Consider the following 22,646-nt stretch of genomic DNA (forward strand, 5'->3'; position numbering starts at 1 on the left):
GTTCTTATATGACCCGGTTACATAAGAACGGAGAAGCTTTCGATCGTGAAGCATCTGGAAGCTATTCAAATGTATTATACAGTCTAAGCAAAAAACCACACACTATGTTTAAAGATGATCAGTCAATAAAAGTACAGAGCCCAAAAAGCAGTATAAACGATATAGAGGCAGAACAGCTGAAAAATGCTGAAGATATTGCTGTACAAAAAATAGATGCTAAACTTCAGAAAGCAGATGAAGCGGTAAAAAAGTCCGCAAAAAAGGCAAAGGAAATTTATTCCGGTACTGCTCAGAACTCTAAAATGTTCATGAACCAGACCATGGTTCCCAATAATCCGTCCATAATCGAAAACAAGGTATGGACAAAACAGCCAACTTCCAAAATACATAATGCCGCAGCTATTCCTGACAGTTATATTGCTGGAATTAACAGGGTTGTGATGCTTGATATTGTAATAGAAGGACAGATGATCAGGCATTTCAAACATTTTAAGCTGGTGCAGAGTGCTTCAAAACATCACGAATTCAAGCTGATAATGGCCCACGATACTTTAGGGGGAGCCGAAAATCATAATTTGCAGGAAGCGCAAAACTTTTTAGGAAAAAGAATTACAGTAGTATTTAAATATAAAGATATTGAGCAGGGGCCTGAACGTAACTTTGTGGGTGTGATTACAGAAGTGGGATTCAGCCAGGAAAAAGGAAGCCTTGGAAATATTGTTCTTACAGGTTTCAGCCCCACAGTACTGCTGGATGCGGCACCTCATATTCAGAGCTTCGGCGGCGGTCAGGAAGTAAGCCTGAACAGTATTGCCGATCATGTGATAAAAGAGGGCCTGGGGCAGAATAAATTTGATTTCAGGGTAGATGCCCAGCATGGAAACGTCTCTTACAGCTCTCAGTATGAAGAAACTCATTATAATTATCTGGCAAGAATTGCTGAAGCTTATGGTGAACAGTTTTATTATGACGGTGAGGTGCTGCATTTTGGGAAGCTCCCGCCACAGGAAAAGCCTGTTAAGCTTACTTACGGAAGCAGTGTAAGTGATATTGCCATCAGGATGAAAGCTCAGCATGTAAGCCCAAGTTTTTACGGGTACAACAGCAGTAAAAATGAAAAACTGACTGCCGGAAGCTCAAAGATCAACCATACTTCGGATATTGCCAAACGTGCCTACGAAATATCCGAAAGAACATTTAAAACCCCATCATTGAGAGTGGCTCCTATCAAGGCCACATCATTTATGGATATTGATGCCTCTCAGAAAGGAACAGCAGGAAGCAAAGCATCGGAGGTTTTTATAACTTCAGGAACGACAACGGTTCCATTCCTGTATCCCGGATGCACTGCAGATATTGAAATGCGTAAAACAGAAACCAATGATACCTCTTATTTCACCAAATTAATGATCGTAGGCGTTACCCACGAAGTTAATGCAAGAGGATATTACGACGGGGCTTTTGAAGCTATTGCAGCAGACACAGGATTTATTCCCCGACCGGAATTTGAAACCCCTAAAGCGGAGCCTCAATTTGCCAGGGTAGTTTCCAATACAGACCCAATGAATCAGGGAAGAGTGAAAGTTCAGTTTGACTGGCAGGGCGGACCGGATACCACTGAATTTGTCCGGGTAATGACACCAGATGCGGGAAGCAGTGATAAAGTAAGCAAAAATAGAGGATTTATGGCCATTCCCGAGGTTGGAGATCAGGTTATTGTCAATTTTGTGCATCAGCACCCGGACCGTCCCTTTGTAATGGGAGGCATGTTTCATGGTGGAATCGGAGGCGGTGGAGGAACTGATAATAACATAAAAAGCTTAAGTAGCAGAAGCGGAAATAAGTTAGAATTAAATGATGGTGAAGGTTCTGTTTTCCTGACTGATCAGGGAGGTGCCAATATGAAATTTGATGGCGCGGGAAATGCAGAGACCAATGCCAATAATAATAAAACGGTAAACGTAGGAAATAATAATACGGTCAATGCTGGCAGTGCGAGTTCTATTAATGTTGGTGGAAAGGAAGGTGAAGCAGCTGATTCGGTTTTAAAAATGGATGCTGGTGGAAATATATCCCTGGAAGGAAAAACAAAAATTGAATTAAAGGTGGGAGAAAACAGTATTACGATTACAAAAGAAGGGATTTCTATTTCTGCTAAAGAAGGAATGCTGGATTTGAATGCATTAAAAAATGCCTTATTGGTAACACAGGATAACTTAAGTGTTCACAGTAAATCGGTGACTTCAATTAATGCAACGGGAGATATAATTATCACAGGAAGTAAGGTCGATATTAACTAATGTCGTGTAATCTATTCTAAAAATTAATCAGAGCATGACATTGGAACCGAATAATGAGTTATCAGGATTTAAATATGCCTGGTATAAAAAAGCAGAATACAATATCAATATTAAATCTTATCTTACATTAGGAGCAGGGAAAGCTAATCAGACGGAAATAGAAGAAGACTGGATTCTAATACCGGGAGATTATAATCAGATTACTGTACAGTCTTCTACCCAGAGATATATTCAGTCAGATGGGCAGATGCAGCCTTTTTATGAGATTCTTCAAAAAATAAATAAGGCAACAGAGGTCGTAGAGTTATCTTTAAATACAGATAAAAGTATTAATGAAGTTACCAACAAAAATGAAATTTTAAGCAAATGGGATGGGATAAAAAAGGATTTACATTTTTTTGAACTGGTAAAAGAAAGTTATAAAACTTTTATTCAGATCTATGATAAAGAATTTAATAATATAGATCGTAACATAGGACGAAATTTATTATACCAGACTATGTTTTATCCTTTACCCGTGTTCAGGGGAGGAAGCTTTACTGATGAAATGCCTGTAAGAACTACTTTATCAACGCTTTTTCCGGGAGAGGAACTAATATACAGTTCTGCATACGGAATTTCAAAAAATGAAAGAGGTGGTTATACCGTTAAGCTGGACGGGAAAAGTAAAAGTGACGAATCCCGGTTTGAAAATATATATCAAGATAAATATCAGAAAACCCTGGGGAACCCCTTGGAATATAAATATGCCATAGATGGGGAGTATATCTATAATGAAGATTCCGTATTATCTGAGATCATATTCCATGTGAAAGAAGAGCTTAATGAAAAAATGATTTATGTCTGTAGATATCATGTAAGATTAAATAAAAAATAACAATTAATTTACGATCATATGAGTCAATTATATATCGCACAGGATACTCCGCTTACTTGTAGTAAAGGAAGAAGACTGATAGGAATTGGAGTCAGTTCCCAGTCTTCAGTAAAGTTAAAAAATGGAGGAAAGCTGATGGCTACTGAAGACGATCGTTTTAAAGACAATTTTATTTGTCCTGAAATGATGGTGGCCGGGGCTTTAGCCGGAGTTGCTGTAGCAGCAGCTTTTTCCGGCGGTCTTTTGGTTTTGGCCGCCGCAGCCTGGGCAGGGAGTGCCCTTATAGACGATTGTCTGAATATCTGTTCGTTTTTATGTAAAGGAAGCGACTGGCAAAATACACATCCGAAAGTAAAAATTGAAAATAAAAAACCCTTATTGCAAAATTCCAGTTTACATTGTTTTATAGGGGGAGAGGTTACTTTTCATCTACCCATTGCCCAGCTTCAGGAAGCAAGTACGGCCAGCCAAATGGCACAAAATTCTTATGAAGATGGTTACAAGGATGAGAAGGGAAACGATGTGTCAATAGATGGGTATACCCGCATTAATACGGATGACCAAGGTAAATTAGACGAATTGTTTGGACCGGGGGTATTGAAGAAAGAAGATTTTAATACCAATAATGATAATGGCTTTTATGCGTCCTTATATCATAACGCAGAAACAGGAGACTTTTTCGTAGCGTTTAGAGGTTCCGAGCCTAAAGGGATGCAATTCTATCATGACTGGTTTATAGAAGACGGAGGACAGGCCTTTGGTTTTGATACTCCTCAGATAGAAAAGACGAGAAGCCTTGCCGAGAAAATGGATTATGCAACCAATGGAAACGTGAAATTTACGGGACATTCATTAGGCGGTGGAAACAGTGCCATGGCTTCCTACTATACGGGACTTACAGGTTATACCTTTAATACAAGAGGTGTTCATCAAAATACCTTAAATTATCTTGATGAAAAAGGAGCTGTAAAGTCAACTTCAAATATTATCAATTATAGTACAAGTAATGACATTCTTAATGGATTGCAAAACAATAGAGAAGGGTTACTCTCTACCTTGGCATTTTCAGGAATCCCAGGACTTAATTTACTTGCAGGGGCTGGAGGTCTTACCGGAGGTGTTCCCCGTGCCCTAAATGAGCAACATGAAATTTACGGATATATTGAAGACAATGAAGGGCTTGGTATAAAAACCATTGGAAGCGGTCACAGTGCTTATAATGATGCATTTCAGGCTATGATGAGCACAATCAATACAGACGTTGTAGCAAATAATATATAATATGAAAGCAATTATTCTAATACTTCTATCCATTATGACACTTACCAATTGTTCAGATTCTGTGCTTAGATCCCGTAAAAATATAAATAGAAGAAATCTTCCGCCAGCAAAATTGTTTGAGGGGCCACAGCTTAAAGCTGCACAAAGTATTTTTGATGAAGACCATGAAGAACTTCTGCATGCTATTAAGGCTCATCCTGAAGTCATTAACCAGCTGAGTGACAAGGGAGAAGATAATGGGTACACATTATTGCACTATGCTGCATTACTTGAAAATATGAAAGCAATGGAATCCTTATTGCAAAGTGGGGCAGATCCTAATATTATTATGCCTCAAGGTTTGCCGGTTAAGCATGCCGTAGCCCTTAATAATTATGATATGCTGAACTTATTATTAAAATACCATGCAACACTTAATCCTGCAGTTGGAGTGAATCCGCTTAGTGATGCAATGGTGCTGGGAGATGAAAATGTTGAAAGAAAAATGATAAACTATTTGCTTGAACATGGGGCAGATATTAATAATGTATCCTACAATGGAGGCAATATTATGGAAGATGCTGCAAGAGATAATTTGGATTTGGCCAGCTATTTTCTGGAAAAAGGAGGCCAGCCTGTTATTGCCGGAACCCATCTTTCTCCAATGGCTGATTATATTCAATACAAGGAAAAGCAGAAAAATGAACGTAATTTACAGGATTCTCCATATTATCAAAAATTATCAGCGCTTAAAAAACAGCTGATTGAAAAACATAATGTTCAGTTTCCCTACAAAAAAGATACTGTAGAAGAAGCCAAACTCAGGATAAAGCTTTATGAAAATCTGAGTCCTAAAGATAAAATATCAGTCAATTTCAAAAAGAATTACGGTGAAAATCGCTATCAGGAAGATTTGACTATTGTAAAAGGAAAATAAAGACAACCGGAAACAATACTTTAATAAATATAAAAATCAGATCACACAAGGTCTGATTTTATTTTTATATTTCCCGTAACAGTGTAAAATATAAAGAAATTGAAGCTTCTTAAAAGCATTATTTCTACTTTAAACAGGCATTTACAACATTATGTTAAGTCAAAAGTCGTAGAATTACTACATCAAATCGTAGAACTACTACAATATTTCAGATTTGCATTCAAAAACTTTTTCCTTACCTGTATCGATTCTATCTTTGCTCTGTAATCAATCACTATTCACACCATATATAACATTAAAATTCACCAATCATGGCAGCAAATTCAAGAGGAATCTTAAAATTCAACGGAGGAGAAGGTCAGAAACTGTTAAAACTTAACTACAGTGTGTCAAGATCTACAGACGTTTCAGGACGTGTAGCATCAGACCCTTCCAATGCCCTTATCAAAATTACAGTAGAAGCTACAGAAAAATCTGATATCTTGGAAAGTTTATTGAACGGAAAATATAAACCGACAACAGGAGAGGTTACTTTCAACAAATCTCACGAAGAAGGTACACTGACTACTTTGAAATGGGAGAACGGATACGTGATCCAGCATGAAGTAGATTTCGATGCAGTTGACAGCAACAGTATGCTGATCAGCTTCGTAGTGAGCGCAGAAGTTATCACGCTTGGTAACTCTGAGTTCCGCGGAATGTGGCCTTTAGGTAATTAATAAGACCCAAGTCTTTTAGTAAAAAAATAACATCAGAACAGAACGGCAGAAATGCTGTTCTGTTTTTTTATGGACATTATAAAACACTTTTAGAAGCATATCCAAAAACTTACAACTCACAATTCATAACGGATAACCCGATAAAATATTCCTATTTTCTTATATTTGTTCATTATAGACATTATGGACGCAACACAAGATAAAAGACTCTTTCTCATCGATGCTTATGCGATGATATTCAGAGGATATTACGCATTGATCAGGAATCCCAGACTGACAAGCAAAGGTTTGGATACCTCTGCAATTTTCGGTTTTACCAATTCCCTGATCGAACTGATCAGAAGAGAAAAGCCCACCCATCTCGCAGTAGTTTTTGACGTAGGACAGGCAAGTGTAAGAACTGATGACTATGCAGACTACAAAGCCAACAGAAGCGAAACTCCTGAAGCAATCAAAATAGCTGTTCCATACATTCATAGAATTCTGGAGGCAATGCATATTCCCATCTTAGGAGTAGAAGGTTATGAAGCAGATGATGTGATAGGAACCATTGCCTGCAAAGCAGAAAAAGAAGGCTACACCACTTTCATGGTAACCCCGGATAAAGACTTTGCCCAGCTGGTTACAGATAAAATTAAAATCTATAAACCAGGCTTAAAAGGAGGCGACATAGAAATTCTTGGAGTAGAAGAAGTAAAGGCAAAATATGAGATAGAAGATCCTAAACAGGTCATCGATTTCCTTGCAATGATGGGAGATGCTGTGGACAATATCCCCGGACTGGATGGAGTAGGAGAAAAAACAGCCATGAAATTCCTTAAAGAATTCGGAAATATAGAAACCCTGCTGCAGAATACCGATAAGCTGAAAGGAAAGCTGAAAGAAAAAGTGGAAGCTTCGGCAGAACGTGGAATTTTATCCAAAAAACTGGCAACCATCATATGCGATGCACCAATAGAATTCCATCAGGAACAATATGATCTCGATACCCCGGATTTCGAAAAGGTAAAAGAAGTTTTTGATGAAATAGAATTCAGGAGACTATACGAAAACCTGTACCGGGCATTTGCGTCTGCCCCTGCAGAAACTGTGATCGTAAGTGAAGTTGAAGTGACGCAGACTACTGCCGGTACCGAAATAAAAGGACAGGTAATGCAGCTTGACCTGTTTGCCAATTTTGAAGAATTGGATCAGGCGACTTCTACCAAAACTTCCATCGACAAGAATGACCATCTATACCAGTTTGTAAACAATCCGAAAGCACAGAAGGTATTGGTCAGTAACCTGTTAAAACAGAAAGCAGTCTGTTTTGATACAGAGACCACTTCACTGAACGAATTGGAAGCAGAACTTGTAGGAATGAGCTTCTCCTATAAAAAAGGGCTGGCTTACTATGTTCCTTTATCTGAAGACAAAGGGGAAGTGCTCCAGACACTGGAAATTTTCAGACCGTTCTTTGAGAAAGAAGACCTGTTGAAAATTGCTCACAATTTAAAATTCGATTATAAAATACTAAAGCAGTACAATATTACGGTACAAGGGGCCATGTTTGACACTATGATTGCCCATTATCTGCTGAACCCGGACGGAAGACACGGAATGGACTATCTTTCCGAAGTTTACCTTAATTACAAACCCGTATCCATTGAAACCATTATCGGGAAAAAAGGAAAGAACCAGGGAACTTTCAGAGATGCAGACCTGAGAACACAGACCGACTATGCTGCGGAAGATGCTGATGTAACTTTCCAGCTGTACGAGCTGTTTGCCCCACAGCTGAAAAAAGAGAACCTGGAAGAGCTTTTCTTTAAAATAGAAATGCCTTTGATGGAAGTTCTTGCTAAAATGGAACTGGCCGGAATTTCACTTGATGAAAAATGGCTGGCCCAGGAAAGTATCGATCTTGAAAATGACCTGAGACAGCTGGAAACCAAAATCTTTGAACTTTCAGGTGAAGAATTCAACATGAATTCACCCAAACAGCTTGGAGAAATCCTGTTCGAAAAAATGCAGCTGGATCCCAAAGCAAAGAAAACAAAAACCGGACAGTACGCAACTTCAGAAGATGTTCTTCAGAAACTGAGCTCAAAACATGAGATCATCAAGCATATCCTGGAATACAGAACCTATCAGAAACTGAAATCTACCTATGTAGATGCCTTGCCTTCACAGATCGATAAACTGGACAGCAGGGTACATACCAATTTCTCCCAAACTACGGCTGCTACAGGACGTCTGGCAAGTGTAAACCCCAACCTTCAGAATATTCCGATCAGAACACTGCGCGGACAGCAGATCAGGGGAGCTTTTGTTTCAGGAGAGGGAAAAAAGATCATCTCTGCCGATTATTCTCAGATCGAACTTCGTCTGATTGCCGAGATCTCAGGAGAAGAAAATATGATCAAAGCTTTCCAGGACGGAGAAGATATCCACGCTTCAACAGCTGCAAAACTTTTTAAGATTCCTTTGGAAGAAGTTTCCAAAACCCAGAGAAGCCAGGCAAAGACCGTGAATTTTGGGATTATCTACGGACAGGGAGCCTTTGCGCTGGCAGAGCAGACCGGACTTTCAAGAACAGAAGCCAAACAGATGATCGAAGCGTACTTTGAAACTTATCCGAAATTAAAAGAATATATGGCAGAGCAGGTCAGTAAAGCCCGCCAGATAGGATATGTAGAAACGATATTAGGAAGAAAACGTCACTTAAAAGATATCAATTCCAATAATTTCGTCGTGAGGGGACATGCAGAAAGGAATGCCGTTAATGCACCGGTTCAGGGAAGTGCAGCAGATGTTGTAAAACTGGCCATGATTAAAATTGATCATGAGCTTAACGCACAGCAGCTGCAGACCAAAATGCTTCTTCAGGTACATGACGAACTCATATTTGAAGCGCCGGTAGATGAAATTGAAGCGGCTTCAAAATTAATTAAAACAGAGATGGAAAGCGCTTTGAAAACCCAGGTGCCTTTATTGGTAGAAGTGGGAGTCGGAAACAACTGGCTGGAAGCCCATTGATAAAATATTTAAAATAAGGTGGGTTTTTAAACTCACCTTTTATTTTGCTTTATCTGAGCCCGGAATTACTCAATCTGACCATCCGGAGAAAGAACTTTAAAATAAAAAAGAAGACTAAAAGCTTTAGTCTTCTCAACTTTCTGCATAATACAGAAAATTTGTAATCATTTTTCACCTCATCGATTTTACCTTCGTCTCTGGTTTTTTAAGGCCTGTATTTAAAAGAATGACAATTCATTCCGAATCAATACTAGCTAAAGATAAGAAGTTTAAACTTCCTGTGAAATACTACTTTTGTATTAATTTTAAGAAATTCCCAATTATTTCAGGATTCTTCATTTACATCCTTTAATTTAGTCAGGTTTTCAAGAATATTGGGAACGAATCTTTCAGCGAAACCTGCGAGGAAGGACCAAACGAGAAGCTTGGCCAGTGCCGCGGGAATATAAACGATATAGTAAAATTCATCAGCATTTGGAAATAACGTACCGCCAATCATTTCACCCATGAAGATCAGAGAAAGAATAAAGGCAAAAACAGCACCTATTGTCTGTATAGAAACTAATTCCCTGATGGTTATTTTATGATTAAAAACGCCCGGTCTTTGCGCCCGTGTGATAAGGCTTACGGCTGCGCCGAGTGCTCCAAAAGATAAAGCAGCACTGAAAATTGAAGCTCTTGTAAGCAGTTTAAATTGTCTGGATTCCGCATCATTCCTCCAGTCTTTTACGGTGATCCTGTTTTCGTTCTCATTAAAATTTTCAAAACTAGAGTAATGAGGCTGTCCCTTCAGATATAGAAAATAAATAAAAGGAAGACATAAAAGGATACTGTACAGGATGGCCGTAATGATAAAAGGACCTGTGTTTTCCTTTCCTAAAAGTCCGAAATTTAGAGTTTTCATGGTATTGTTGTTTTTAATTCTGGCTGTGTTTTATTGTATAGGCTTTTTAAATCTGATACAACAAATTTCGAATTATTACAGACGAATATCAATTACCCTTTTTCGCTATTTTATTTTAAAAGATTTTCAAATGAAGAACCGCTTATTCATCATTTACAGATCCGTAAACCTTTTGTATAATATCTTCCGGAGAAGTTTTGTCAAATAAATACCTTTCTTTTTTGAGGTGAAAAGTCTTAGATTCTGAAGGCATTTCTTCTTTCATGGTATTCACGGTCTCAAGAATCAGTTTACCATTCATCGGCTCATAATAGAGGGCAGAGTGGGACCCGGCTCCCATATTGTAAGTCTCAATATAAGTAAGAATAAGATCTCCGTTCAGATACTTAAACCTGCTGAACTGATTTCCATTGGGACCGGCATTATATAAATTAATAGAAAGTTCTCCTTTTTCTATAGAAATATCTTCCGGATCATACATTTTGTAGCCGGCTTCATTGTATTCATCAGGAAGAACAGTATCTGAGATCTTATGCAAACGGAAAGTTTTATCCGTGTTTTTCAACAGGATCATTATTTTTCTGCCGGCCAGCGTATCTTCTTTTTTCCTGATAACAAGCGCAATATCGGAAAGCCCATCCCGGTTAAGATCTCCTTCCGCATCATACTGAATTTCATAGCCGTCAGGAACCAGATCAGATGGCTTTCTGCTTTTGAAAGATCTAGTTTCTTGTTCGGCAAGAAAATTATTTATAGTATCTTGTTGTATAGCTTTTTCTACAGGATTATTTTTCTGATCAAGTGCTGACTTTTTATCTTTTTTGCAGGATAAATACAGAAGGCAAAAAGCAAGTAGAGGGATAATTTTTTTCAAGGTTTTTGTTTTGGAATTCTGTAAGTTAATTCTTTTAACAATTGATTTCTATTTAGTTTTTGGACCCATAATTTTCTCCACATCATCAATCTCCTTTTCCATTCTTTGTTTCCAGTTATTTCCATTCCTTTTTTCAAGATATGAATCAGTTAGTTCATTATATTTTTCCTGCGCTTTTGTATCCATTGCATCAATGATACATCCGGTGTTTTTTGAAACAATTCCATATTTCTGATAAATGCTGTTGATCAGGTGGACTGTTTTTTCATCATAGGCAGGAACGATAAAACCTACATTTCTTATGACAACTTGATCTTTTCTAATATCTTTTTCGGCTTCCTGTACATAGTGTTTTTCCAGTGCATTGAGGTCCTTTTTATTCTTTATGAATGCAGTGAAGGATATGAAAACAAAAAATGCAAGAATCAGAGAATTTAAAAAGGAAAATACCCGCAAAAATTTACCTTTAAAGCTTAATTTTTTAAAATCCAGACTGCTGACAAGATAAGAAACAAGGACTGTTGTGGCAAAAAAGAAAGGCAGATACTGCAGCTGACATTCTTTAACTATATACCATAAATCAAACTGCACAGGATAATTGATAAAATAGTATTGTAAAATATAGGCAGCAGTGACTAACAGGACTATCGTTAAATTGATGGTAATGAGTTTTTTGTACATATCAGCAGCTTTGTACGTTGATAATTTTCAATAAAGATAATTTTTTTTGAACACTTCAAGCCGGATATCCAAGATCCAGTCTGATATTCAGAAGAATCACAAAAACCTTCAGGAGATTCTTGTGATCCTTAATTGAGGCTCTTCTCATAGTAAGCTAGATATTGTATTCAATCTCGCCAATGTAATATAATGCATAGTCTTCCTCATTCACGGAAACCGGGTTGGGGATTGCATGTTTGTTTGCAAAAATAATAGCATTGACCGGAGTTTCCAGGCCTAACTGATTGATCTTTTGTTCCACAACAGGAAGCCATTGATCAGCATAAGAATAATCTGTGAATTTTTCATAAATGCCTAAACTTTCATCTTCAAAGCCATATTCCAGAAAATCATAATCAAACCATTGGATATTCTGTGATTCAGCAAATTTTGAGACGTAAAGATCCTCAGTTTCCTCTTCTGTGTAATACCTCTCATCTTCTTCTGCAAATTCATTAAAGTCTTCCTCATTTTTAAAATATCCCAACCAAAAGTGTGAAATTTCTTTCTCCATAAATTATTTTTTTAAAGTATACTGTATATTTATTTTAATCTCTTTAACTGCTCACTTTCATGAATAACTTTTTCCAATCGGGAGAGTCTTGTTTTTTCCTGTTTTGCGCTCATCAGCCAGTGAATGATCATTCTTTTATAGGAAGGAGCCTGTTTTTCAAAAAAAGCCCATGCATTTTGATGGGTTTTAAACTGTTTCTCATACACCGGATCAAGGATAATATCCTCTTTCTCATGAGAATAAATTCCTGTTTTATCTTCTCTTCTTGCTTCAAATGCTTTTTGCCCTTCCACAGTCATAAGCCCCACTTTGGTCAGTTCTTCCACTTTTTTTATATTGATGATACTCCAGGTGCTATTCGGTTTTCTTGGGGTAAAACGGTTAGAATAGCTCTCTGAATCTACAGATCTTCTTACACTGTCTATCCACCCGAAACATAAAGCCTGGTCCACAGATTCAGACCAGCTCATAGAAGGTTTTCCGCTGTCTTTTTTATAGAATCCCACCAGAATTTCTTTTTCTTTTATATGATTCTCTTCCAGCCACTTCCTGAATTCTTCCTTTGTTGCAAAAAAAGTAGGGTTCATAGTGAATCTTTTTATTCATATTAAAATGTAATATTACAAAACTTTCTTTTAAACAGGATAAAACTGGTCATCAAAAGGCATTAAAATAAACTTTTTTTATTGTAATTTTATTCAGGTAAAACTTCAGTACAATGGAATTTCTTCAGGATCATTATGTTATACAAAACGAACTGCTGCTGATACTGATCTCCGTATTTTTGGGGCTGCTGATTGGTGCAGAACGCGAATACCGGAACAGATCAGCGGGTCTCCGGACTTTTATTCTGGTGTGTTTCGGTTCCTGTCTTTTTACCATTCTCTCCATTAAAATAGGAGTGGAAAATCCGGACCGCCTGGCAGCCAATATCATTACCGGAATAGGTTTTCTGGGTGCCGGAGTCATTTTTAAAGGCGATAATAAGATCGATGGAATTACCACTGCAACGACTATCTGGGCTACTGCTTCAATAGGAATGGCTGTGGGTTCAGGCTATGTTTATCTTTCGCTGCTGGGAACGGCTTTGGTACTTTTGATCCTCAGTGCACTGATATACCTTCAGAATTTTATAGACAGCAGTCACAAAATAAGGGAATATAAAATAACCGTAACCAGGTCCGAGGATATTAAACATTGTGAAAAAATCTTTGAAGAACATCATCTGAAGCATTTTATGCTTAAACTGCAGTATACCCAGGGAAACCTTTCTATAACATGGATGCTTACCGGAAAGCATACGAAACATGATGAGGTAGTGAAAAGCCTTATTAATGATCCTAAAATCACAGCCTATCAATTCTAAGATAAAAAAAATAAAGGCCTGAGCCCTTATTTTTTCTTGAAAACATACAGATCTTTGTTAGGACCGGTTATTTCCCTGCCGTCCATATCCAGCTGTATGAGAATGTTTTCTCCTACCTTGTATCTATGATTGGGGCTTTTCCCTTTTAGCGTAATTACACTTCCTGCAGCATCCCATTCAAAAGTTCCTTTATCCTGATTTTTCGAATTTCTGTCGATGTATTCTTCAGTGATGCTGAAGGTTTTATCATTGTTAATAGTAAGAGAGGTCTTAATTCCCGGACAGTCTGCACAAGGAACTACAGCCTCATACGTTCCCGGCCAGTCAAGAGCGTTTTCCGAAGTATCGCCCGGAGCAGAAGGAGTTACTGTTGCAATACTGTCAGAAGCAGGTGTTTCTACGGTTGCAGAATCCGTGGTTGTATCAATAGTTTCGGGATTTTTTTCTTTAGGATTACACGATGTTAAAAACGCAGCAGATGCAATTCCCAAGATGAATATTTTGCTATTTACCATGATAAAATAATTTTGATATATTTTGAATAATTAAGTTCCTTATCATCAACAAAAACTGAGCCATAGAAAGGAGCTGGAGCGTCGGAGAGTTTAAGAGTTAATAAGTGTTTTAAGGGTAAAAGTAAAGACAGAAGATGGAAACTCCGGAGATCTGTAAAGGCTATTTCCTCTAAAATAACCTGAGTTCGGGATAAGAAATACCTGAAAACAATTGTATTTTTATCGCAAAGGCAAACAAAGTAGATTTTTTGACATGTTAATAAGAAAAACAAGGGCATTTCATTTAGCAAAGTAAGACCAATATATTTCCCTGTATTGCTTACCAATAAGTGAAACGGCTCTGTCTATCTTAAAAAATCAAATGAATACTTTTTAAAGCTTTGTTTATCCTTGCGTTTAATTTTATCCTTATCCCGAATTCAGGTTAAAATATAAATCCGGCATCTGAAATCTTGACTCTTGGCTCTTGTTTCTTGACTCTTAAATTCACTATTCACAATCTATCCCTTTCCCATCCGTGAACACCAATTTTCGCTGTTATTTCATAAGGCATATGTATAATATTCTTTGTAAATTGGGACAAAATTTTGATTATGACAAAAAAGATACTTTTATCTGTATTTCTTTTGCCGGCTGCAATGGCATTTGCGCAACAATATGGAGGAATGTGGATTCCTACAGAGCTGAATGAAAAGGAAATGAAGGATTTGGGAATGAAGATCTCTGCCAAAGACATTTTCAATACTCAGAAGCCGAGCATAAAGGATGCAGTAGTACAGTTTAACGGTGGGTGTACTGCAGAAATCATTTCACCTAAAGGATTATTGCTGACCAACCACCACTGTGGCTATGGGCAGATCCAGGCCCATTCTACGGTTCAGAATGATCTTCTTTCCAATGGTTTCTGGGCTAAAAACCCGGACGGGGAGCTTCCTAATCCCGGTGTAAAAGTAGACTTCATTGTAGACATCAAAGAAGTGACAGATCAGATCCTGGAAGGGACAGACAATCTTGTGGAGCCTGAACTGACTAAAAAAGTTAATAAAAATATTGAGGTTTACAAAAACTCTCAGAAAATAGAATCTTACCAGTCGATCATTGTGAAATCAATGTATTACGGTAACAAATATTATGCTTTTACCACAGAAACGTACAAAGATATCCGTCTGGTTGGGGCACCGCCTCAAAGCATAGGGAAATTCGGAAGTGATACGGATAACTGGGTTTGGCCAAGACATACCGGGGATTTCTCCATGTTCAGAATCTATGCAGGAAAAGACAACAAGCCTGCAGAATATTCAAAAGACAATGTTCCTTACGTTCCGAAACATTATCTTCCCGTTTCTATAAAAGATAAAGCTGAAAACGATTTTACATTCGTATTCGGGTTTCCGGGAAGAACAACAGAATATCTTCCTGCAGTAGCAGTGGAGAAGATCATGACAGATATAGATCCTGCAAGAATTGCCGTACGTGAAGTAGCGCTGAAAACACTGGACGAAAAAATGCGTACTGACAGCGAAACACGTATTAAATATTCTTCAAAATATGCATCGGTGGCCAATTACTGGAAAAAATGGATCGGTGAAGTAGAAGGGCTGAAAAAATCCAATGCAGTGGAGAAAAAAGTAATGTATGAAGGTTCTTTAGTCGCTAAAAATCATGAGATCAAAGCCACTCTGGATCAGTTGAATAAACTGTACAACGATCAGGCTCCTTATGCATTAAACAATGCCTACTATACAGAAGTGGTAAGAAATGCCGAAACGCTGAAGCTGGCAGGTGACTACTACGACTACATTACTACTGTAGAAGCAGGGAAAATGGACGAAAAAGAGCTTACAAAACTGAAGAAAAAGGTAAGTTCTTTCTACAAGGATTACAGCGCAGAGCTTGATGCTAAGGTGACGGCAAAACTACTGGCTTTATATGCCAATAAAACCGCTCCTCAGTTCCTGCCTGCCGGATTCAATAAATATAAAGACGAGAACCAGAACATTCCGGTGGTGGAAGAAATGTCGAAAAACTCCATTATTACAGGAAGAGAGCAGGTAAACGGAGCAAGTCTTACCGGAGATATTGAGAAAGCATTTTCCAACCAGGACAAGCTGATCAAGACTTTGAAAAAAGACCCGATTTACCAGCTGTATGTTTCTATGAAAGAAACGTATATGAAAAATGCTGATCCTCAGTTTACTTCTCTTCAGGGAAAAATTGATGACCTGCAGAAGAAATTCATGGCACAGCAGATGGCAACGGATAAAGACAGAAAATTCTTCCCGGATGCCAATTCCACTCTTCGGGTAACCTACGGAAAAGTAAAAGGTTCTACGCCTAGAGATGCTGTTTCTTACGGTTATCAGACACATTTGGCAGGAGTAATGGAAAAATATATTCCTGGAGATTATGAATTTGATGTCCCTAAAAAACTGATTGATCTTTACAATAAAAAAGATTACAGTATTTATAAAGACAAAACAGGCGATGTTCCGGTAGGATTCACTGCGACCAACCATACAACGGGAGGAAACTCAGGAAGTCCGGCGCTTGATGCCAACGGAAACCTTGTAGGACTTAACTTTGACAGACAGTGGGAGGGAACGATGAGTGATATCAATTACGACCCCCGCTTCAGCCGGAATATCATGGTAGATACCAAATATATCCTGTTCATTATCGATAAGTTCGCCGATTCCAAATGGCTTATCGACGAAATGAAGGTGATAAAATAATACACAAAAGTAATACCTTTAAGAATCTATTTAAATCCAATTTGAATAGATTCTTTTTATTTAATAGAGATGAAAGAGAAGATCATCAATTTACTCGCCGCTTTTGAAACGGGAAATATCGGAAATTCTTTTCCGATGGATTACTGTTTGCCTGTCTACCACTGCGTTTCAGATGAAAGTCTGCCGCATATCCGGCACATTATCCAGTATAAGAATACCAGACAGTTTGAAGAAGATCTGGACTGTCTTTCAAAACACTTTCAGTTCGTCAGCTGGTCAGAATTCAAGGATTTTGTCAATGGTAAGTTTAAACCTAAAAAAAAGATTGCTTTCCTGACTTTTGATGACGGGTTCAGGGAGTTTTACGATACCGTACTTCCCGTTCTGGAACGAAAAGGAATATATGCCTGTAATTTTATAAATCCGGCTTTTATTGATAACCGGGAACTGATGTTCAGATGTAAAGCGAGTTTAATTATTGATGCTGCAGAAAAAGTGAAAACAGCAGATCCGGAAGTCTATCAAATGCTTTACTTAGAAAATCTGTCAAAAGAAAGTTTAAGGCAGCAGGTTTTAAAGATCAGTTATCATAAAAGAGATCTTCTGGACAGACTTGCTGAAAAATTGGAAGTTGACTGCACTGCTTACCTTAAAGAGCAGACCCCTTATCTTACAACAGACCAGTTAAAAATACTGACACAAAAAGGCTACGGAATTTCCTCCCACAGCTGGGATCATCCCAAATATGGCGAACTGTCCTTGAAGGAGCAGATGGAAAGTACCGACCGGACTTTTAATTATTTGAAAGAGAATGGCTTTTTATATGAAAGCTTTGCATTTCCATTCACGGATTTTGGAGTGAAAAAAGATTTCTTTGATGAGTTGTTTAAAAATGAAGATCTATTTTGCTGCTTTGGAAGTGCAGGCGCAAAATCAGACAGTGTTGAAAGGCTTTTTCACAGAATTCCAATGGAAATGGGAGAGAGCGGAGAAAGCATATTAAAAAAAGAAACGGCCTATTTCAGACTGAAAAGAATAATCAACAAAAATAAAATAGTGAGAAGATGACCGAGCTAAAGACATTTAACAAAAAAGAACTTGAAGATTTCGTTTCGTCAGGAGATTTCAGAGGCTTTGATTTTCTTCCTATTTCAGAGCACCGGGCAAAATCCCAGATCAGAAACCTGAAAGCTTTAGATAATCAGACACTTTTGGTTCTGGCTTTTTATGACGGAAAACTGGCGGGATATGTAGGATGCTTTCCTGATAATTATTTAATTGACGGGAAAATATTCCATTATGCATGGTTAAGTACTCTGTTTGTAAGTGAAGAATTCCGTGGGAAAAGGATTGCAAAAACATTGCTGAATAAGATGTTTGAAGAATATGACGGCAATATTATCGCAACAGAATTTACCAAAGAAGCAGAAGCTCTTTACAATGTATTGGGTGTTTTTGAATATGTGCATCCAAAGGCAGGAAAAAGATATTATTTTCGTTCAGATGCAGCTCATATTATTCCTGGAAAAAAGCCTGAAACCAAAGTATTGAAGCCACTTTTTCAAATAACTGATGCTGTTGCGAACTCCTTAATTGCTTTAAAAAACTCTGCCATCAAAAAGCCCGGATTCAAATTCGAAATTCTTGATCATATTGATGCAGAAAGCTCGGAATTCATGTCGGAATTTCAGGCTAAGCGGAATGCCGATGAAATCAATGTATTTATAAAAAATCCATGGGTACTGGAAAGTAAGAAGAAAGAAGAGAAGTACCTGTTTTCGGCCTATGCTGAGGTTTTTAAATATGTTTGGATAAAAATATATGATGACAACAGTAATTTAACAGCCTGTTCACTGCTCCAGCTCAGGGACGGAAACCTTAAAATTCCGTATCTGTTTTCAAAAGCTGCCGGTTTAGACCCCTTTATTGAATTTTTAAGCTATTTTATTGTCAGCAATAAAATAAAAACCTTAACCAGCTATCACAAGGACCTCAATACCAGAATAGAACAGTCAAAAAGGTTTCCTAAAATCTACGAACGCGATTTTGAAAGAAGATACCTGTTTCACAAACAGCTGATCCAGCACTTACCGGAAGGATTTGATCCGCAATATCAGGACGGGGACGGAGATTGCATGATGACTTAGGCATGCTTTCTTATCACTGAAACGGTTTTGCTTAATTTAAAAATAAAACTGAATGCTATGCAGAAATAATTTATTAAAGAATAATCTGCCGATTTATTTCCGTTGTAAAAATCTGTGTAATCTGCCGAACAGCTAGATTTTAAAATTTAAACAGCCTCTAGGCTTTTTATACCGATTTCAGGTAGATATAAAAAACCGCCTCAAAAAAATGAAGCGGTTTGTTTTTTTTAATGTCCGAAGATCTCTTCCAACGTTAATTCTTTAAAGATTCCCATCTGATTGACGGCGTCCATATCCAGATTTTCTTTCTTGCCAATAATTGCTGTATTAAAATGTATTGGCTTGATTTTCGTCTGATAAAAATCCTTAAGATCTTCAAATTTCAGGTTTTCGATCTGTCCGTAGATATCTTTTCTGAAATCATGGTAGACCCCGAGTTTTTTAAGCCTTAACGTATTGAAAAATATATTGTTCCGGGTAATTCTGGTTGAAGCGATCTGTTTCAGGGCTGCATTTTTGGCATTTTCAAACTGGGTAGGCACTTCCGGAAGCTCATTCATCAGCTCACTCATTGTGCTTACGGCAGTCTGGAGCTTATCCGGCTGCGTTCCGATATACGTGGTGATATAATCAGGGTGTCCCAGTTCGGAATTGGCTGAATAGGAAACATACGCAGAATAGGCTAAACTTTTACTTTCACGGATCTCCTGAAAAACAATAGATGACAGTCCTCTTCCGAAATATTCATTGAAAACGTTGATCTTTCCAAAGTTTAAAGTATCCACCTGGTAGCCTCTTCCCACTTTGCTCATTTCCATCTGAACCATATCGTAATCTGTGAAATAGACGTTTCCGTTGGTTTCAGGTTCTGGATATTGTTTAGGCTCAGGAATCCTGAAGCTTTCATTTTCAACATACTTTCCAATATACTGTTTGAAATTTTCCACATCCTTTCCATAGAAAAATATCTCATAAGGATATTTGAAAAGCTTTTTCATTCTGTCTGTAAATATCTCAGCACTGCTGCTTTCAAGCTCTTCTTTCGAAATAATATCCGTGTAACGTGAAAAACTTCCCAGTTTTGTATAATTGGTCAGGGCAGTCATGATACGGGTTTTATCTTTTTTTGTAGCCTGGCGGTTTTCCAGAACTGTTTCTACAAACTGCCTGTAGATCTCCTGATCCGGTTTTACCTCATACATCCAGTGTTGCAGAAGGGCAATTCCTTTTTCAATATTTTCTTCCAGCCCGCTCAGTGAGATCAGAAGCTGGTCATTCGTTGTCTTAAAATCATTGCTGATCCCGATCTTAAAGAATTCCTTCTTCAAATCTTCAGGCGAAAGATCGTCAGTTCCAAGATACTGCAGTAACTGTGTGGAAATCCCAAGATCCCTGTCATGATCGCTTCCGAAAGGGAAAATAAAGTGTGCCTGTGCAATATCATTGTATTTATTACGGACGAAGCTCAGTTTTTTATCCTTTACCGTATCAGTAAGGATTTCTTTTTTATAATCAATAAATTCCGGTTGGATATCCTCTGTTTTTTCTGCAACAATTTCCTTTAAAAAGTCAGACTGTGCATCACGGTTTATTTTAATCGGGGTAATTCCCGGGTTTTCTACTCTTACCAATTGATCATTAACGCCTTTTTCCTTATAAACAACAACATAATTGTCTTTAAAAAAAGCATTGGCGAAATCTATAACCTCTTCTTTGGTAAAGGTTTCATACTCATCCATTTCATTCAGCTCCTGTTCCCAGGTTCTGCCTTTGATATAGGTGTCGTAAAGATTGGTAGCCAGTCCATCTGCTGTTTCCAAACCTTTCATCCTCTGGATTTTGAAATCATTAATGATTGCAGGAAGAATCCAGTCCGGAAACTCCCCTTTTCTGATCAGCTCGATCTGCTCCAGCACCATATCTTTTGCTTCATCCAACGTCTGCGTTTCTTTCGGAACCGCAACGATAGAAAAATACCCGTACTGCTTTAAGCCTACAGAAAAAGCCTGGGCCCAAAGCATTCTTTGCGTCTGGTTGATATTAAGGTCAAGAAGTCCGGCTTCCCCTCTGTTGCTGAGGATATTGGCTGTAATATCTGCCAGCATAGCTTCTCTGGTCCCATAGCTGTCTGTTCTCCATGCCAGCTGAACTCTTGGTGTTGTAGGACTTTTTACCGTTCTTTTTACAATTTCCGTTAATGGCTGTTCAACAACCGGCGTCTTTTTCGGAAGTTCTCTGTAAGGAATTGTTCCAAAATACTGGTCAACCAGCTGAATCGTTTCCTCAAAATCCAGGTCTCCCACCAAAACCATAGCATAATTATTCGGAACGTAATATTCATCAAAATACTTATGAATAGCTTTCATAGAAGGGTTCTTCAAATGTTCCGGCTTCCCTAGCGTAGTTTGCTGCCCATTCGGATGCGTAGGAAAAAGAGCGGACATAAGCTCATAACTCACAAGTCTTGAATCATTATCCTGGGCTCTGTTGAATTCCTCATATACCGATTCCAGTTCCGTATGGAAAAGTCGGAGCACAATCTCTGAAAATCTTTCCTTCTCTATTTTTAGCCATTTTTCAAGCTCGTTATTCGGAACATTATTTTTATAAACCGTTTCATCAAACCACGTATGGGCATTCGTTCCACTGGCTCCGAGGGAAGAAATTGCTTTATCATATTCATTGGCGATTGCATATTGGCTGGCTTCCTGGGATACCGTGTCAATTTTTTTATAAATTTCCTTCTTTTTTTCAGAATCCTGTTCCGCTTTATGTTCCTCGTATAATGCTGAGATCTGGTCAAGAAGGTCCTTTTCCTTTTCCCAGTTCTGTGTTCCGATCTTCGAAGTACCTTTGAACATCATGTGTTCCAGATAATGTGCAAGTCCTGTATTGTCTGAAGGATCATTGTTACTTCCCGTTCTTACCGGGATATAAGTCTGTATTCTGGGAGCATCAAAATTCTGAGCAAGAAAAACCTTTAAGCCGTTTTTTAACGTATAAATTCTTACTTTATTTTCGTCATGCGTAACTGTAGTATATTCGTAGTTGTTTTTATCTGTATGAACCGTTTCTCTATATCTCTTGTCAATCATAAGCTAACTCATTTCATCCCTAAAAGTCAGAATGCCTTACAAATGTAAGGAATCAAAAAGGAACAAATCAAAATTTCCTTATTATTGCATCTATAGTTTTAATTTATATACAGACTGAGATCGCAATGAATATTCAATACCGGAAACTTTTACCCGAAGAAAGCAGAATTTATAGAACCATCAGACTGGAAAGTCTGAAAAAATTCCCTGAATCTTTCGGAGCCGATTATAATGAAGCATTAAAAACTGAAAAATTCAGAATAGAATATGATATTGAGAATGAGTTGGCAGAAAGGTTTGTCGGGGGAGCTTTTAATGATGGCCAGTTAATTGGGATCTGCACTTTTGTTAAAGATGAATATGGCAGAGGAAATATTTACCAGATGTACGTTAAAGAAGAATATCAGGGTAAAAATATAGGTTTAAATCTGATTCAGAATGTTATAAAAGAAGCATATAACCAGTTTAAGAACATTGAAATCTACCTTGAAGTTAAAAATGATAATCTTAAAGCATTTAAACTTTATGAAAAGGCAGGTTTTACAGAAGTTCTTAAGCCTGAACAGAACGAAATGGATTCCAATAGACTGATGAAATATTCTCAGCTGTAATAGTGACGAAAAAGTAGCTCCGGATCAGCCTTCTTTACTTTCTATGCGTCTTTCCAA

The 22,646-nt window shown here is 37.8% G+C and carries 18 protein-coding genes; 11 read left to right on the forward strand and 7 right to left on the reverse strand.

What is annotated here, in order from left to right:
• Positions 1–104: 104 nt before the first annotated feature.
• From J4Q03_RS17455 to polA, 6 genes are all read left to right on the forward strand, one after another.
• A complete protein-coding gene (locus J4Q03_RS17455; protein WP_426049425.1) occupies positions 105–2,300 on the forward strand; it encodes a type VI secretion system Vgr family protein in 2,196 nt (731 codons plus the stop codon).
• 34 nt (positions 2,301–2,334) lie between these two features.
• Positions 2,335–3,177: a hypothetical protein gene (locus J4Q03_RS17460; protein ID WP_426049400.1), complete on the forward strand. Its 843-nt coding sequence runs from the start codon at positions 2,335–2,337 to the stop codon at positions 3,175–3,177.
• Between the two features lie 18 nt (positions 3,178–3,195).
• Positions 3,196–4,458, forward strand: coding sequence for a PAAR-like protein (locus tag J4Q03_RS17465; RefSeq protein WP_426049401.1), 1,263 nt, complete (start codon positions 3,196–3,198; stop codon positions 4,456–4,458).
• Position 4,459: 1 nt separating this feature from the next.
• Positions 4,460–5,374, forward strand: a complete 915-nt coding sequence (locus J4Q03_RS17470) for an ankyrin repeat domain-containing protein (protein ID WP_426049402.1) — start codon at positions 4,460–4,462, stop codon at positions 5,372–5,374.
• Positions 5,375–5,685: 311 nt separating this feature from the next.
• Positions 5,686–6,093, forward strand: coding sequence for a type VI secretion system tube protein TssD (tssD, locus tag J4Q03_RS17475; RefSeq protein WP_426049403.1), 408 nt, complete (start codon positions 5,686–5,688; stop codon positions 6,091–6,093).
• 183 nt (positions 6,094–6,276) lie between these two features.
• Positions 6,277–9,111, forward strand: coding sequence for a DNA polymerase I (gene polA / locus J4Q03_RS17480; protein WP_426049404.1), 2,835 nt, complete (start codon positions 6,277–6,279; stop codon positions 9,109–9,111).
• Positions 9,112–9,436: 325 nt separating this feature from the next.
• Here polA and J4Q03_RS17485 read toward each other — a convergent pair whose 3' ends face one another.
• From J4Q03_RS17485 to J4Q03_RS17505, 5 genes are all read right to left on the reverse strand, one after another.
• Positions 9,437–10,015, reverse strand: a complete 579-nt coding sequence (locus tag J4Q03_RS17485; RefSeq protein WP_426049405.1) for a hypothetical protein — start codon at positions 10,013–10,015, stop codon at positions 9,437–9,439.
• A gap of 142 nt (positions 10,016–10,157) precedes the next feature.
• On the reverse strand, positions 10,158–10,889 hold the full coding sequence (locus tag J4Q03_RS17490; RefSeq protein ID WP_426049406.1) for a hypothetical protein: 732 nt from the start codon (positions 10,887–10,889) through the stop codon (positions 10,158–10,160).
• 48 nt (positions 10,890–10,937) lie between these two features.
• A complete protein-coding gene (locus tag J4Q03_RS17495; RefSeq protein WP_426049407.1) occupies positions 10,938–11,570 on the reverse strand; it encodes a hypothetical protein in 633 nt (210 codons plus the stop codon).
• A 154-nt stretch (positions 11,571–11,724) separates the two neighbouring features.
• Positions 11,725–12,123 (reverse strand): immunity 22 family protein, encoded by a 399-nt coding sequence (locus J4Q03_RS17500; protein WP_426049408.1) that lies wholly within the window; start codon positions 12,121–12,123, stop codon positions 11,725–11,727.
• A 29-nt stretch (positions 12,124–12,152) separates the two neighbouring features.
• Positions 12,153–12,710, reverse strand: coding sequence for a YdeI/OmpD-associated family protein (locus J4Q03_RS17505; RefSeq protein ID WP_426049409.1), 558 nt, complete (start codon positions 12,708–12,710; stop codon positions 12,153–12,155).
• 131 nt (positions 12,711–12,841) lie between these two features.
• Here J4Q03_RS17505 and J4Q03_RS17510 point away from each other — a divergent pair, with 131 nt between their 5' ends.
• On the forward strand, positions 12,842–13,489 hold the full coding sequence (locus tag J4Q03_RS17510) for an MgtC/SapB family protein (RefSeq protein WP_426049410.1): 648 nt from the start codon (positions 12,842–12,844) through the stop codon (positions 13,487–13,489).
• Positions 13,490–13,515: 26 nt separating this feature from the next.
• On the opposite strand, the gene J4Q03_RS17515 is transcribed toward J4Q03_RS17510, so the two are convergent.
• The gene (locus J4Q03_RS17515; protein WP_426049411.1) at positions 13,516–14,004 is read right to left on the reverse strand and encodes a copper resistance protein NlpE; all 489 of its coding nucleotides are present in this window, start codon (positions 14,002–14,004) and stop codon (positions 13,516–13,518) included.
• A gap of 593 nt (positions 14,005–14,597) precedes the next feature.
• Here J4Q03_RS17515 and J4Q03_RS17520 point away from each other — a divergent pair.
• The 3 genes from J4Q03_RS17520 to J4Q03_RS17530 all read left to right on the forward strand — a co-directional run bounded on the left by J4Q03_RS17520 (position 14,598) and on the right by J4Q03_RS17530 (position 18,883).
• Positions 14,598–16,736: a S46 family peptidase gene (locus tag J4Q03_RS17520; protein WP_426049412.1), complete on the forward strand. Its 2,139-nt coding sequence runs from the start codon at positions 14,598–14,600 to the stop codon at positions 16,734–16,736.
• A gap of 69 nt (positions 16,737–16,805) precedes the next feature.
• The gene (locus tag J4Q03_RS17525) at positions 16,806–17,804 is read left to right on the forward strand and encodes a polysaccharide deacetylase family protein (RefSeq protein WP_426049413.1); all 999 of its coding nucleotides are present in this window, start codon (positions 16,806–16,808) and stop codon (positions 17,802–17,804) included.
• Positions 17,801–18,883, forward strand: coding sequence for a GNAT family N-acetyltransferase (locus tag J4Q03_RS17530; RefSeq protein WP_426049414.1), 1,083 nt, complete (start codon positions 17,801–17,803; stop codon positions 18,881–18,883). The genes J4Q03_RS17525 and J4Q03_RS17530 overlap by 4 nt, the downstream gene beginning before the upstream one ends.
• A 227-nt stretch (positions 18,884–19,110) precedes the next feature.
• Here J4Q03_RS17530 and J4Q03_RS17535 read toward each other — a convergent pair whose 3' ends face one another.
• Positions 19,111–21,978: a M16 family metallopeptidase gene (locus tag J4Q03_RS17535; protein ID WP_426049415.1), complete on the reverse strand. Its 2,868-nt coding sequence runs from the start codon at positions 21,976–21,978 to the stop codon at positions 19,111–19,113.
• 125 nt (positions 21,979–22,103) lie between these two features.
• On the opposite strand from J4Q03_RS17535, the gene J4Q03_RS17540 reads away from it, so the two are divergent.
• A complete protein-coding gene (locus tag J4Q03_RS17540) occupies positions 22,104–22,589 on the forward strand; it encodes a GNAT family N-acetyltransferase (RefSeq protein WP_426049416.1) in 486 nt (161 codons plus the stop codon).
• Positions 22,590–22,646 lie beyond the last annotated feature (57 nt).

Origin of the sequence: Chryseobacterium sp. NFX27 (assembly GCF_049887855.1) — a bacterium.
Taxonomy (GTDB): Bacteria; Bacteroidota; Bacteroidia; order Flavobacteriales; family Weeksellaceae; genus Chryseobacterium.

Excerpts from the sequence above, each read along its gene's own strand:
- J4Q03_RS17455 (WP_426049425.1), top strand. The coding sequence starts at position 105 with ATGTTTAAAGATGATCAGTCAATAAAAGTACAGAGCCCAAAAAGCAGT.
- J4Q03_RS17460 (WP_426049400.1), top strand. The coding sequence starts at position 2,335 with ATGACATTGGAACCGAATAATGAGTTATCAGGATTTAAATATGCCTGG.
- J4Q03_RS17465 (WP_426049401.1), top strand. The coding sequence starts at position 3,196 with ATGAGTCAATTATATATCGCACAGGATACTCCGCTTACTTGTAGTAAA.
- J4Q03_RS17470 (WP_426049402.1), top strand. The coding sequence starts at position 4,460 with ATGAAAGCAATTATTCTAATACTTCTATCCATTATGACACTTACCAAT.
- tssD (WP_426049403.1), top strand. The coding sequence starts at position 5,686 with ATGGCAGCAAATTCAAGAGGAATCTTAAAATTCAACGGAGGAGAAGGT.
- polA (WP_426049404.1), top strand. The coding sequence starts at position 6,277 with ATGGACGCAACACAAGATAAAAGACTCTTTCTCATCGATGCTTATGCG.
- J4Q03_RS17485 (WP_426049405.1), bottom strand. The coding sequence starts at position 10,015 with ATGAAAACTCTAAATTTCGGACTTTTAGGAAAGGAAAACACAGGTCCT.
- J4Q03_RS17495 (WP_426049407.1), bottom strand. The coding sequence starts at position 11,570 with ATGTACAAAAAACTCATTACCATCAATTTAACGATAGTCCTGTTAGTC.
- J4Q03_RS17500 (WP_426049408.1), bottom strand. The coding sequence starts at position 12,123 with ATGGAGAAAGAAATTTCACACTTTTGGTTGGGATATTTTAAAAATGAG.
- J4Q03_RS17505 (WP_426049409.1), bottom strand. The coding sequence starts at position 12,710 with ATGAACCCTACTTTTTTTGCAACAAAGGAAGAATTCAGGAAGTGGCTG.
- J4Q03_RS17510 (WP_426049410.1), top strand. The coding sequence starts at position 12,842 with ATGGAATTTCTTCAGGATCATTATGTTATACAAAACGAACTGCTGCTG.
- J4Q03_RS17515 (WP_426049411.1), bottom strand. The coding sequence starts at position 14,004 with ATGGTAAATAGCAAAATATTCATCTTGGGAATTGCATCTGCTGCGTTT.
- J4Q03_RS17520 (WP_426049412.1), top strand. The coding sequence starts at position 14,598 with ATGACAAAAAAGATACTTTTATCTGTATTTCTTTTGCCGGCTGCAATG.
- J4Q03_RS17525 (WP_426049413.1), top strand. The coding sequence starts at position 16,806 with ATGAAAGAGAAGATCATCAATTTACTCGCCGCTTTTGAAACGGGAAAT.
- J4Q03_RS17530 (WP_426049414.1), top strand. The coding sequence starts at position 17,801 with ATGACCGAGCTAAAGACATTTAACAAAAAAGAACTTGAAGATTTCGTT.
- J4Q03_RS17535 (WP_426049415.1), bottom strand. The coding sequence starts at position 21,978 with ATGATTGACAAGAGATATAGAGAAACGGTTCATACAGATAAAAACAAC.
- J4Q03_RS17540 (WP_426049416.1), top strand. The coding sequence starts at position 22,104 with ATGAATATTCAATACCGGAAACTTTTACCCGAAGAAAGCAGAATTTAT.